Annotated in this window: 11 protein-coding genes and 1 pseudogene; 4 read left to right on the top strand and 8 right to left on the bottom strand. The window is 40.8% G+C overall.

The genetic code is table 11. The annotated features are described in order from the left end of the window. The first annotated feature begins 79 nt into the window (after positions 1-79). Complete coding sequence (locus ACLJJ6_RS10025) at positions 80-592, top strand: hypothetical protein (protein ID WP_412989307.1); 513 nt, start codon at positions 80-82, stop codon at positions 590-592. 77 nt (positions 593-669) lie between these two features. Here the strand turns inward: ACLJJ6_RS10025 and ACLJJ6_RS10020 are convergent. The 4 genes and pseudogenes from ACLJJ6_RS10020 to ACLJJ6_RS10005 form a co-directional block, all read right to left on the bottom strand. Continuing rightward, positions 670-1,933: pseudogene (locus ACLJJ6_RS10020) on the bottom strand (ABC transporter substrate-binding protein). Positions 1,934-1,939: 6 nt separating this feature from the next. After that, the gene (locus tag ACLJJ6_RS10015; protein ID WP_412989306.1) at positions 1,940-2,761 is read right to left on the bottom strand and encodes a carbohydrate ABC transporter permease; all 822 of its coding nucleotides are present in this window, start codon (positions 2,759-2,761) and stop codon (positions 1,940-1,942) included. Then, positions 2,758-3,669 (bottom strand): carbohydrate ABC transporter permease, encoded by a 912-nt coding sequence (locus tag ACLJJ6_RS10010; protein ID WP_412989305.1) that lies wholly within the window; start codon positions 3,667-3,669, stop codon positions 2,758-2,760. The genes ACLJJ6_RS10015 and ACLJJ6_RS10010 overlap by 4 nt, the downstream gene beginning before the upstream one ends. Before the next feature lie 341 nt (positions 3,670-4,010). Continuing rightward, positions 4,011-4,715 (bottom strand): ABC transporter ATP-binding protein, encoded by a 705-nt coding sequence (locus tag ACLJJ6_RS10005; protein ID WP_412989304.1) that lies wholly within the window; start codon positions 4,713-4,715, stop codon positions 4,011-4,013. Between the two features lie 223 nt (positions 4,716-4,938). Here ACLJJ6_RS10005 and ACLJJ6_RS10000 point away from each other — a divergent pair, with 223 nt between their 5' ends. Continuing rightward, entirely contained in the window at positions 4,939-5,583 is a 645-nt protein-coding gene (locus ACLJJ6_RS10000; protein WP_412989303.1) for a hypothetical protein, read from the top strand. A 34-nt stretch (positions 5,584-5,617) separates the two neighbouring features. Beyond that, positions 5,618-6,271, top strand: coding sequence for a uracil-DNA glycosylase family protein (locus ACLJJ6_RS09995; RefSeq protein WP_412989302.1), 654 nt, complete (start codon positions 5,618-5,620; stop codon positions 6,269-6,271). A gap of 416 nt (positions 6,272-6,687) precedes the next feature. Here ACLJJ6_RS09995 and ACLJJ6_RS09990 read toward each other — a convergent pair whose 3' ends face one another. After that, positions 6,688-8,499 (bottom strand): glycerophosphoryl diester phosphodiesterase membrane domain-containing protein, encoded by a 1,812-nt coding sequence (locus ACLJJ6_RS09990; protein ID WP_412989301.1) that lies wholly within the window; start codon positions 8,497-8,499, stop codon positions 6,688-6,690. A 164-nt stretch (positions 8,500-8,663) separates the two neighbouring features. Between ACLJJ6_RS09990 and ACLJJ6_RS09985 the strand changes: the two genes are divergently transcribed. Then, positions 8,664-9,569 carry a GNAT family N-acetyltransferase gene (locus ACLJJ6_RS09985; RefSeq protein ID WP_412989300.1) on the top strand — a complete coding sequence of 302 codons (906 nt, stop codon included), beginning with the start codon at positions 8,664-8,666 and terminating at the stop codon, positions 9,567-9,569. 93 nt (positions 9,570-9,662) lie between these two features. On the opposite strand, the gene ACLJJ6_RS09980 is transcribed toward ACLJJ6_RS09985, so the two are convergent. From ACLJJ6_RS09980 to ACLJJ6_RS09970, 3 genes are read right to left on the bottom strand one after another with little or no spacing between them, the layout of a single operon-like run. Continuing rightward, positions 9,663-10,958 (bottom strand): MFS transporter, encoded by a 1,296-nt coding sequence (locus ACLJJ6_RS09980; protein ID WP_412989299.1) that lies wholly within the window; start codon positions 10,956-10,958, stop codon positions 9,663-9,665. Positions 10,959-10,997: 39 nt separating this feature from the next. Continuing rightward, positions 10,998-11,741, bottom strand: a complete 744-nt coding sequence (locus ACLJJ6_RS09975; RefSeq protein WP_412989298.1) for a LiaF transmembrane domain-containing protein — start codon at positions 11,739-11,741, stop codon at positions 10,998-11,000. Next, the gene (locus ACLJJ6_RS09970) at positions 11,738-12,193 is read right to left on the bottom strand and encodes a LytTR family DNA-binding domain-containing protein (RefSeq protein ID WP_412989297.1); all 456 of its coding nucleotides are present in this window, start codon (positions 12,191-12,193) and stop codon (positions 11,738-11,740) included. Before ACLJJ6_RS09970 ends, ACLJJ6_RS09975 begins: the two co-directional genes overlap by 4 nt. Positions 12,194-12,436: the final 243 nt, after the last annotated feature.

Here is a 12,436-nt window from a genome sequence, read left to right as displayed (position 1 = left end):
CGTAAAGTCTACAAATATTAAAGATACTAAGGTTCATGTTTCCAGCGGGACGTTGTACAGTTCGGTTAAACTGAATAGAGTGGCTCACTATGGGAAAAACTACAAATATACGACGTTTACGGCAACGGAGCAGGCAAAAATTCAAAAAACAAATGGTAAGAATTACATTTATCAGTATATTAAGGCTGGTAAGGTTTCAGGCTGGATTTGGTACGGGTATCTTAAGAATGGAAACGCACCAAGATCATTTAATAGCTACAAATTGGCCGTTGAGGATTACGCACAAGGAAGTTTGATACAGACTGGAGTTATAAACTTGGCTACTGACTTTGGAGATCTTGGGGACGTATTTATTTATTTTTATGATGAGGATGAATACGATTCTGAAGAACAAGTTGATCAAGATATTTCAACATTTTCTAATATCTACAATCTGTTTCAAAGTCGATTTACAGAAACGGAAAGAACTCATTTAACCAATATGATTAATCAAGTTAAGTCCGAACCTTTTCAGGAAGAGCATTACACATTGAGTGATGAACTTAGTGAACTTGCTTCTGCTTTAGGGCTTGCGATTGGTTCGTTAAACTAAACTTTTCTACACAAAATAAGAGTGCCGTCTCAGTCTAATTTAAAGACTGAAACAGCACTCTTATTTTTTAAATGCGGTTACTGATTTTCTTTCATAATGGTGACGGTCTGCTTTTGCAATTCAGACATTGCCTTTTCTGGCGTCACTTTATTGGTTATCATCTGATTAATTGCCTTAATGAATGCCGTGTAGAATTCATCATAACCTAAAAAGATCGGATCCTGAAAACCGAATTTAACGGAATCAATACCGGCTTTTTGGGTCGGATGTTTAGCTAAATAACGTTTATAGGTGGCATCCTTTTGTGCAGATTTTGTTAGCGGAAGATAACCTGTGTTTTCCGCCCATTTGATGGTTTGTTTCTTTTTCATCAAATATTTTACAAATGCTGCGGCCCCTTTTCGCTGCGCTTTTGAAGCTGATTTGAACATGACCAGATCGTTTCCAGCAATTGATGCCGCTCGTTTGCCCTTATAACTTGGTGAGATTGCAGTCCCCCAATGAAATCCCTTTGGTGTTGTGGCCTGGAGTGTGGAAATAGCCGCCGAAGAACCGCTATAAAATAACGTCTTCCCTTCGAAAAATTGGACGCTACCATAACCATCTGAACCGGCAGTTGTAGCGGTCCCGTTTTGTAACATGTCCCAGATAACGTGCGTCGCAGACAGCGTTTGTTTGGTATCTAAGTTAACTTTTAGTTTTTGTGAGATAAGTGGGGGTTCCAGCTGAGCTTGCTAGATCATTTAAAGCGGCATTGAAGGACTGATCAAAAGCAATGGCCTTAATGCCTTTAGATTTGAGCTTTAAGCCGTCTTGTTGAATATCTGCCCAGGTTTGAGGAACTTTGAGACCGTATTTTTTCAGTAAGTCCTTGTTATAAAATAAGATCCGCACCGATTTTGAAAACGGCATAGCATAAGTTTTTCCTTGGTACTTACTTGATTGTAAAAATACTGGATAAATATCATGCAAATCAGTTTTACTTATGTAAGGGTCAAACGAAGTGACAAAGCCGCCGTGAACATAGTTAGGTACATTTGTATAGGAGGTTTGTGCGAGTGTTGGTAAGGTTTTTGATTTTGCAGCGGCGTTAATTTTTTGCTGCAGTGTCATAAAGTTTCCCTGCGAACTACCAACGACCTTATATTTTGTTTGGGAATGATTAAAATCGCGAATCATTTGATTGAGTGCCGTTTTATGAACACCAGTCATACCATGCCAAAACGTAATCTTGACGCGTTGCGAAGACGAGGCAGCCTGTTTTGAAGAGCAAGCACTTAAAACCAAAAATGCAGTTAATAGATAAAAGCCAATGAGGAAAAAACGTCGAAATTGTTTCATAAAAAACTATCCTTTCAAATTTGCCTTTTTCATTCCGGCAATAATATATTTTTGAAGCAGTAGATACAAAATTAATAATGGTAAAATCACAAACGCGGTAGCTGCCATTAGTAGTGGATAATTTGTGCCGGTATCATTAGTAAATGCTGTTAAACCAACTGGTAATGTCCGAAGATGATCGGAATTTGTTACCACTAGTGGCCACATAAAAGCATTCCAAGAACCAATTACTTGAAGAATACCAACAGCGATAATGGTTGAGCGTTGCGCAGGGACCAAAATTGTCCACAAGTATTGCCAATCACTCGCACCATCAACACGAGCTGCGTAATAAGTAGTCAGTGACTGTGTTTTAAAGGCCTGATGCAGCGTGAACATGGTAAAAATACTAGTCAGCCAAGGCACAATCAGGGCCGCATAGGTATCAATCCAGTGTAAATGCGCCAGAGTGACAAAATTTGGAATCAACAGGAGTTCACCCGGAACTAACATTAAGGCGATTAATAGTGTGAACAGCAGGTGCCGGCCGTAAAATTGAAGATGCGTAAATGCAAACGCCGCTAATATACAAGTAAAAAGCTGGCCAAGAGTTGTGGTTCCAGTCACCACAAGAGAGTTTAAGCAATAACGGGCAAAGGGTGCTGCATGTAGGGCTTGAACATAATTTCCCCAGCGCAGGATTTTAGGAAACCAGACAAGGGGGATTGAGAGTGCTTCAGCTGGTGTTTTCAAACTTGTGAGTAGCATCCAAATAAAGGGCAACAGGGTCAAAACGGCACCGAAACTAAGTAAAAAGTAACGAACCACGTTTTTAATAATTACTTTCAAAAGTAATCACCTCCCGAAAGGGCATGACGGTGGTGAAAATACCAGAAAGTCAAGGCAGTAATGATTCCGATAAAAACAAATAGGACGATTCCGCTAGCATCTGCAACAGGGTACTGACCTTCAAGGTAGAACTTTTGATAGAGATAATACATTAAGGTTAAGTCAGCATCAGCAGGGCCGGCATTGCCGTTAAAAAGCGCGTAAATTTGATCAAACACTTTAAAACTTGAAATAATTTGATTAATGATCACTAAAATAAGTGTCGGTCTCAGCATTGGGAGTGTGATGTTAGTCAGCTGCTGCCAAGGAGTTGCGCCATCAATAGCGGCTGCTTTGTAATAGCGAGAATCAATGTTGTTCAGTCCAGTGAGCAACAACAAAATATTGATGCCAAGCCCGCGCCAAGTGCAAACAATAATCAGGGCCAATAGCGAGTACTGCGGATTATTTAACCAATCAATGGGCTGAAGTTTAAACCAACCTAGAATGGTATTTAAAAGCCCATAGTCACGCTGAAAAATCCAGTTCCAGACTAAAGAGATTGCAACGGTAGAGGTAACAAAAGGTAAAAAATAGACGGTTCGAAAAAACGTGCCCAGATACGGAAGGCGGTTTAACAACAAAGCTATCCCTAAAGCTAAGCCAATGGTCAACGGGACGACCCCACCTACAAAAATTAGGGTATTTCGAATGGCCAGATGAAAGTTAGGGTCGTGCCATAGGTAAACAAAATTTTGCCATCCGACAGCACTCACTTTATTCGTAAAATAATTATATTTGGTGTAAAAGCTCATCAAAAAGGTGTTAATGACGGGCCAGACCGTAAACGTCACGGTAATCAGTAATAATGGCAATAAATAGAGTAAGGCCTTTAAGGTAGATTTAAGTGTGGGTTTGGCGTTAATCACGTGGCATCACCTTCCCAAATACAAGTTCCATCTTTCGAAAAAAGGTAACACCCACGTCTAGCGATGGGAAGTATTTTTGGTTGCAATTGTGGACGATAAATTTTAAGTCCGGTACTTATTAAGTCATGGTTTTGAAAGTGAAACTTAGTTTGGACACGACTTCCCAACTGGCGCTGAGAGTCAATATCAACTGGGATTTTGGCCAGAGATGGTTCGTTTTCAAAAGTAAAAGCTTCGCTGCGAATACCAAGGTAGCTAGCTTGTGTGCGAATGACCTCTGGAATTGAAGCGGCTATGTATGGCATAAGATCTGCAAGGGGAAGGACGTTAATTTTTGGCTTTCACACAAATTGAGCAACGAATAAGTTTTGGGGATGCTGATATAAGTCGATACCAGTCCCAATTTGTTGAATCTGCCCGGCGTTGATCACAATGATCTTATCCGCAATTTCTAAAGCATCTTCCTGATCATGAGTCACAAAAATAGTTGTAAGCTGAGTAGCTTGTTGAATCCGACGAATTTCCCCGCGCAGTTCGACCCGTAAAGCAGCATCAAGATTTGATAAAGGTTCGTCAAGCAGTAAAATTGTGGGTTCCTTGGCAAGTGCCCGGGCGATGGCCACCCGTTGCTGTTGCCCGCCTGAGAGCTCCCTTGGTGATTTTGGTAATTGTGAAGAAATGTGAACCAAAGCGGCTAACTCTTGCGCCCGTTGGCTACGGGTAGCTCGCTTAACATGCCGTAATTTTAAAGGAAAGGCAATATTATTTAACACGCTTAACTGTGGATACAAGGCGTAATCTTGAAAAACCATACCAATATTGCGCTTGCGGACATCCTGCTTGGTTACATCCTGATGATTGAATAGAATCTGTCCGTTTTTCGGAGACAGCAATCCGGCAACTAAATTTAAAAGGGTTGTTTTCCCACTGCCACTGGGCCCAAGCAGAGCCACAAGTTCACCATCGTGAAATTCGCAGTTAAGGTGATCGAAAATGTTGTGATCATGGTCGTAAGTTACGGTGATATCTTTAAGCGTCACTTGCATGTGAACCGCCCCCTTTACAGGTAAAATTTACTGAAACGCAAACAGTAACTCGTCTAATTTTTCAACATATGTTCAGTATAGCAGGAAAAATGAAACCGGTTTAAGTTTTTTAAAGCGTTTTTAATCAAAAATCACATTAAGAAATTATATAAAAATTGCGTGTCATATTATGTCATCTCATTGTCATACAATTTCTTTGTATAAACAATCAGGAGGCGTAAAGATGACAATCCACGAAAATGAATCAGAGAGTGAAAACGAAAAAGATATTGAATCACGTACTATATACGGCAAATACATGTATGGCGAAATTATTCGTGATTTTCCAAGCTTGATTGACTCGCTTGGGCGATTAATAATACAGTCTGCAAGCACCTGTATTGATTTGTTGGGACTGGCGCAATCGTTGCACGTTCGGATTGAGTACAGTAGTAAATTAAAAACAGCGTTTGAGCTTTATCGTCCGCAGTCTCGCGAATTTAATCACCACTATGAAGATATTTTAGTTGTCACTGATCATCAAGTCACTTATCAACAGCAGGCTTGGCTAGTTGGTGAGGGGCTCGCTAAGTACATTTTGAGTTCTGTTGAATATGTTCCTGATTTTAGTAAAAATACAGACGCGATGACCAAGTGGTCGGTTGAAAGTTTGGCAGCCAAATTATTATTACCTAACGATCTCGTTGAACACGTTACGGATTTAGCCATTGATATGAACAAAAACACGTTAAATATTGTTGATTTTTATAATCAAGATCTGATTTTTAATACGCCCCGCGTGACCATTATTGGGCATACTGCTGCGCAACTTGCTAATGTCCCAGAGTGGTTAATGAAACAGCGTATGACAGAATTTTATGATGGTTAAGGGAGAAGAACAAGGGAAATGCAGGAGATAAGGCATGAAAAAGATTGCTGATGAAACGTATGGAATGTTGCGAACGAAATATGGTCAGTATGGTAGTTGGGCGCTTTGGCATATTAGTGATCTGACGGGGCCTATTCTAGGCACTGATTGTGGTATTCGCCCGCTGATGAAGGATTTGGCAGACCCCCTTTATCGACAAACCCATCTAACTGGAAATGCGGTCGTCTTGGGATGTAATGGCGGGTCACAGGGGAACCGATCTACCAAAAAATGGTCTGCTTTTCATAGTACCTCCAAAGCAGACAAAGCCTATAAATTGGCTCGAATGCTTATGCAAACGCCTTTTGAGGGTGCCTATATGACTAATGTGCTCAAATCGTTTTCTGATATGGCTCCTAGTAGGGCGGTGCACCGCGCACGACAAGGAGCTTATGAAGGCGAGTTAGTTACTTACGCAAATAAACTGCAAGAGGAGTTAGACCTTATTCAGCCACAATACTTAATTTTATTAGGTAAGGAAGCGTATCAAGCTTTTAAGTTGCTAAACGATCGGAAACTATTGAAAATTACTAATGTGAAGTTAGTACAACTTCCGAATTACTTGGAAATACCCAACGTACGTTGCTTTCAAGAGGCGGCTCAGCTCCGGCAACTTCCACTAAATGACTTACTTGAAACAAATGCTTAGTTGTTTAGAGGGTTCCAAAAAGGATTTCTATAGCTAGGTTAAGTTTGTTTCACGTGAAACAACGGACCTAAAGTTTCCGATATCTACTTAATAAAAAATGCTTCATCCAATTTGGTTACGCTGATTGAATGAAGCATTTTTATTAGCTAATTTTTAAGCTGATCTGACGGTTAAAGCGACTGTGGCACCTGCACCTGCCAATAAACTTAGTACGGAAAGTTAATGAGGGCTGTTGTAAAAAGCGCGGGACGGTTATGAGAAGGCTAAATGCCCAGCTGATTAACATGTTGTTTGTCATTAAAGATTGCTGAGCACAAGAAATAAGACACAGTCATTATCAGGCCTAAGAGGCACTACTAGGTGAATGTGAGCTTCAGTCAACTTAAAATTAAACAGATTTTGAACTTCAAATGAAGCTAATTGAGGGCTGTTTTAGATAAACTAGTCAGGTTATCCAATTCATTCGAATAGATGAGGAGGCGACTAGCGTAACTGGGATGATCAAAGTTTGACTTAATGGTTTGTTTGAGAAGAGTCAACTTGTCCGTGACCACACCATCGACATTTAAAAAGAACATCTTGGTCATGTCATCTCTATCATTGATCGTCCATGCAAACACAGCTTGGTGATTATAGTGTACTTGAGTGACAAAGGCGGAATTTAACGTTGTTTCTTCCATGGTATACGCATCGGCGCTGGTTTGAGGGAAGGTTAAATTGTAAGGCAAAATATAGCTTACCTTGAGCTTAGGCGTAAGTTTTTTTAAGCCGCTGATGACCTGATAATCAAGGGAGTGCACCATGTCATGATCAGCCATTAGGCGGTGCGCATAACGGCGGTCAAACCGAGTGAGCATATTTTTGCTGTCATGTGCTGTGGTTTTAAGTTCCACCAATAATTTTTGGTGGTGAGTTTCGGCTGCTCGCAAATAAGTGTCGAAACTAGCGACCGGCGCGACATGACCATTCTCGTGGGCTTTTAACCGAGTGAGTTGCTTTAACTTCAATTGGTAAGGCGCTTTGTTGACACCAGTCAGTTGTTTCAGGTTTTCATCGTGCATTACAACGAACTGATGATCTTTAGTTTCGTGCAGGTCCATTTCAACATAATCCGGTTTTTCCTTACTTGTTTTAATTAAGGCCGGAATGGTGTTTTGAACGCCATTTTCATTATCAACACCGCGATGAGAAATTGTAAGTGGTTGGGTCAAAACGGCGCCCCGTAAATAGTAGATGTTAAAACTGATTTGACTAGTCAAAAAAATAGCAACGAGAATCAGCGGGATCCACCGATGACTAGCAAGCCGCTTAGGTTGTTTTGTAGCTTGGACGTTTAAGACAAACGGTGCTTGGGCATCCAGCATCATCAACAAAAGAAGAATAAAATTGACTAAAATGACGGCACCAATGATGCGTGACCAGATTGAGAGCAGTCCCATATTGATGACGGCCCCACTAAAGGCAATTAATTTAGGTGTTTTATCCAAAAGTAGCTGCAAGCCATAAAGTATTAATGAAACTGTTCCGGTTGCAACCAGTCCTGAGAAGCCCAGCATAACTAAGCGCCAGATATAAGCCCATAAATGATGGCGGGTTAACACCCAGCTAGTCTTAGCCGCCGTGAAACCATGTTGTTTTTTGATAACCATTAAAGGCAAAGCTTGAATAAGGCGCAAGGCCAGATAGCTGACGATAAGGGTACCGAACGCCAGTAAAATGGCATAGCGTGGTTTTTGTTGTAAAAATTCGATAATAAAGACAGGAATTTGGATTTTTGCGAGTAAGGGTGAAGATAAATAATTCTCAGAAAAAGGCAGAACGAGCACAAAGTAGGGAATAAAAAACAAGAAGCTACTGACGCGTAAATGAAGTAGCGATCGTAAAGAAGCCTTTAGGACAACAGTTAAGCGCTGTTCTTGCAGTTTGAGAATATTTGCCACGCCGGTAAGCAGAAAGGCAAATTGCCAAAAAACCAAAATAAGAATGATGAGTGCTAAAACCAACAATTCTACTACAGCTGCGGGGCGTTTCGTGAATAACCAGCCAATGTTAGTATACGATACGTATGGAACCCGATTGGTAATCATAATCAGGCGTGTAAACCACCGCATTAAGGGCACGATTAAAAAGCTTAGGATCAGATCCAAGGAAATAACCAGGATGAGGTAAGCAGACCAATTTTTCATAAAGGTATGTAGTGTCTTTTTTAAAGCGTGATATGTAAACATGGTAAATTTCCCCAAAGAATCAATTCAATAATCTATCTAAAAACATTGTAGAGTATAAAGATAAGCCGCACAAATTTTCCGCGGAACGTTCTTATTAAAATTAGTTGACAAAATCAACTAATTGACTTAATGTAAACCTAACTTTTTCGAAAGAGGGCTAGGGGATGTTACGGAAACCAAATATTGAAACGATTCGGAACTTTAACCGCTACTACGTTAACTTGTTCAATAAGTTTGATAAGGAGTTGTATATTGGTACGTATTCACTGAATGAAGCACGTGTCATTGCCGAAATCAATGCGCAAGAGCCGACAACCGCGACCAAAATACAAGCCGCTTTAAATTTTGATAAGGGACAATTAAGCAGAGTTATTACCAAGTTAGTTCAAAATAATATTGTGCAACGAACGGCGAATAAGCAGGATAAGCGACACCGGAATTTAAGTTTGACCGATCAAGGCAAAGCAGTCTTTTCAGAACTCACGCAAAAGGCACGCACTTATCTAGACCAGTATCTTAAAACATATGCGGATGCGCAATTGAAACTCATTGCTCAGGATATGGCCGAAATTGAAGCGATTTTGCAAAAAAAAGTGCGGGTTAATATTCGTCAAGGACAGCTTGCCGATGTTGGATTCATCGCTGATCTGCACAGTCGTATTTATCAAACCGAGATTAAGTATAATGAGCAGTTTCATTATTATGTTTTTGATGCCTTAGCCAAATATGTTCAGCATATGGATCAGGGGATTGTTTGGATTGCTGAAATAAATCACAAACGTGTGGGGACAATTTCCCTTATCCAAGACGAACAAGGACAAGCTCAAGTGCGGTGGTTTGCGGTAGATCCGAGTTATCAAGGCTTTGGAATTGGCAAAAAACTTCTGCAAAAATTAATGGCTTATCTGACTGAAAACGCCATTCAGTTTGCTTATTTGTGGACTGTTGATGAATTGTCAGGTGCGCGTCATTTGTACCATCAACAAGGGTTTCGGTGCGTGGAGAGCGTTAAAAATACAACGTGGTGTCAGCGCGCAATTAAAGAAGAAAAATGGGAATGGCAACAGTGAGGATAGTTACCAAAAGCAGCCTACTTTTCAAAACGGTTGAACTCAGCAAGATGGTTAACTGAGTTTGAGTTTTGTTAGAGTAGGCTGCTTTTTTTATGATTTTAAAGTTGTTTCCTGTGTCAAAATAATGTTTTCTGGTTTCTCTAGGAGTTTTTGTTTGGTTAAAATTAAGATAATTATGAAGATCCAGGCGATTAGCAAGCAACCGGTAACCGCAAAAATTGTCAGTGCTGACAGTTGATCAAATAAGTAGCCAAATACAAGCGTTCCCAACGGCATCAATAACATACTGATGGTGCTCTGGAGGGAGAAAATACGTCCCTGCATGTTTTGAGGAATCAACTGCTGCATAAATGTATTTAAAGGCGTATTGATCACCACTAGCGTAATTCCGTTGAGCATGTTCAAGAGAATAAAGTAGATGGCATTGAGATCAGCAGATAATCCGAGAATTTCTGGAACACCCGCTAAAATGATAATTACCGATAAAGCAATAATCCCTAGATAGGAGATGATTACGGGATGGCGTTTGAGTGTGATTAAGCTTAATAAGATGCCACCGACAAACATGCCGACTGCAAAGCCGGAATCAGTTAAGCCGTATTGGGCATTCGAAAGTTTCAGCGTTGTCACGAGTAAGTACGGTTCCCCAACATTAAGTGCGGAAAAGAAAAAGTTGATTGTGGCAGCCGAAATAACCAGGATTCGTAGCAGGCTCTGGTGATTGAGATACTGAAGCCCTGTACGGAAGTTTTGCCAGACTGTTTCTGCTGGCTTTGCGGTAGTTTCTGGAGTGACATCCGGTTGAATAGTCGGCTTAAACCGTAACCCAGCAATGGTAAATAGCGCAATGACTTCGAAGCCAATTTCAATATAGGCAAAGACGTTGATGGCAACTAATGTGTAAACGAGTGCCCCGATAATAGGAGCGAGAAAAGCAGCTAGGGATGACATCGACTGATTTAGCGAGTTAACCCGCTGAAGTTCTTCGTTTTTAAACAACTGAACCAAACTCGCAGTTAGGGTCGTACTCAAGAAGTTATCAGTAATCTGCAACACAATCATCAAAACAATTAATTCTGGGTAGTACTGAGCGGGCCATAATTGAAAACTAAAACCAAATAGTAACAAGCCGAAACTGGTGGCAATTTGGGCAATAATCATAATGAACCGGTGATTGAAGTTATCGACCACATACCCTACAAAAGGCGTCAAAACTAAGGAAACTAGCGGACCGGTAATTAACGAAACGCCCATACTTAAAGCAGAACCGGTCCGGTGGAGAATATATAGGCCAATGGCAAATGAAAGCATGCCGCTGCCAAAGGTGCCTGCGAATTTAATAATCAGTAACTTAACTGTTTGTGCGGATAATTTTAGTTTATTCATGCAAAACCCCTCCAATCCTAAAAAATCAAATTTTCTCCCCTAAATACGATGAATGGTAATGTCCCCCATTTTGAAGTTCCCAACTAACGAAACAACTGGGCCACCTTGAACAACGGGTTCTCCCACCTCTTCGACATCAACAATGAAGGAGTTTAATTGTGCCTGAATGTTCCAATTTTTGGGGACGAACAAGTCAATATCGCCCATACTGCCATTGAGTTCGATTGTGGCCGTTTTTCCCACAATGGTAGCTTGATCAAAGTAAACTTTGACTTCCCCCATACTTAAATTAATGAAGGCATACTGAAAATTATCAGATTGTACGTAGCGGATGGTGCTGCCCATGCGTACGTTCACATTGACAGAGGATTCATAATCTGCCGATGCAGTTTGCGAAAAGTGGTCTGAACGACTCCGACGGCTTCCGTTTTCAAACGTGACGGACGGATAATGGTGCATTCTGCGTTTCAGTGGCTGTAGGACTAAAGAAAGCCCAATGCTGAGAAGCAAAGCGGCGCCAAGCAGTGTCCAGGGAACAATGCGCGTGATGCCCAGTGGTTTGGCATAAAGAATCGCCAGAAAAGCTAAGCTAAAAACACTACCTGCGATACTGAAATTCACCAAACTTTTAATGAGGGCAGCAGCTAAAATTAGGGTGAAGATCAGTGTCCAAAAACCAATGTGATAAGTAAAGATGCCCAATTTACTGGCAATTAAGATTCCTGCACAGGCGAGGAAGAACAGTCCCCAGAACCAGCGACCCCATTTATTTCTTGTATTCATAGTGATGACCTCATTTCGTTTAATCGTTCTTGTAATTGTTTGTAGTAACGCCGCGAAGCGTAGACCTGTTTGTGGGTATTTCGAAAAGATATGAGACAATTTGAGATGGATTTCGTCAGCGCATTTACTTGGTAGAGATTGATCAATGCTGATTTAGAAACCTGTAAAAAATAACCTGGCAAAGTGTCTGCTAATTCATAAAGATGTTTTTTACTGGTGTAGATGTTATCTACGGTATGTACTTGCAAGCGCCGGTCAGCCGTTTCGACAAAAATAATGGCATCGTAGTTGATAAAGTATTCCGTTGTTCCTTGATAGCAAATTAGCGTACCGGTCGAAGCGGTTTGTGCCAATAATTGTTGTAAACGAGAAGCGGTGGGATCCTTGCTGGCAGCCCGAATGACCACTTCGGGTTCGCTGAGCGTCTCGTCAATTTCTAAACGCACTTTCATTCGCTTTGTCTCCTTTCCTTAAGCCTTGTTACCATTAGACTACTTTTATTAAAAGATTGGAATACTTTTTGTTTAAGTGGTTAAAAATGATGTGTAACCGGCTAATTGGTTCCCGAAGTTAAGGTGAACGTGGGTTTCTTAAGAAGTTGTGAATGCGAGGCATAGTTTTGTAGATGGCTGTTTTCAAAGGGCAATATCAGAAAATAGCTTGGTAGGCAAAGCTAGTCGTAGGGACTAGACTGG

Source organism: Pediococcus siamensis, from assembly GCF_047220215.1.
In the GTDB taxonomy this organism is placed as follows: Bacteria; Bacillota; Bacilli; order Lactobacillales; family Lactobacillaceae; genus Pediococcus; species Pediococcus siamensis.
Note: the sequence above shows the minus strand (reverse complement) of the source record. Positions and strands in the feature narration are given on the sequence as shown.

Excerpts from the sequence above, each read along its gene's own strand:
- ACLJJ6_RS09980 (WP_412989299.1), bottom strand. The coding sequence starts at position 10,958 with ATGAATAAACTAAAATTATCCGCACAAACAGTTAAGTTACTGATTATT.
- ACLJJ6_RS09975 (WP_412989298.1), bottom strand. The coding sequence starts at position 11,741 with ATGAATACAAGAAATAAATGGGGTCGCTGGTTCTGGGGACTGTTCTTC.
- ACLJJ6_RS09985 (WP_412989300.1), top strand. The coding sequence starts at position 8,664 with ATGTTACGGAAACCAAATATTGAAACGATTCGGAACTTTAACCGCTAC.
- ACLJJ6_RS10005 (WP_412989304.1), bottom strand. The coding sequence starts at position 4,715 with ATGCAAGTGACGCTTAAAGATATCACCGTAACTTACGACCATGATCAC.
- ACLJJ6_RS09995 (WP_412989302.1), top strand. The coding sequence starts at position 5,618 with ATGAAAAAGATTGCTGATGAAACGTATGGAATGTTGCGAACGAAATAT.
- ACLJJ6_RS09990 (WP_412989301.1), bottom strand. The coding sequence starts at position 8,499 with ATGTTTACATATCACGCTTTAAAAAAGACACTACATACCTTTATGAAA.
- ACLJJ6_RS10000 (WP_412989303.1), top strand. The coding sequence starts at position 4,939 with ATGACAATCCACGAAAATGAATCAGAGAGTGAAAACGAAAAAGATATT.
- ACLJJ6_RS09970 (WP_412989297.1), bottom strand. The coding sequence starts at position 12,193 with ATGAAAGTGCGTTTAGAAATTGACGAGACGCTCAGCGAACCCGAAGTG.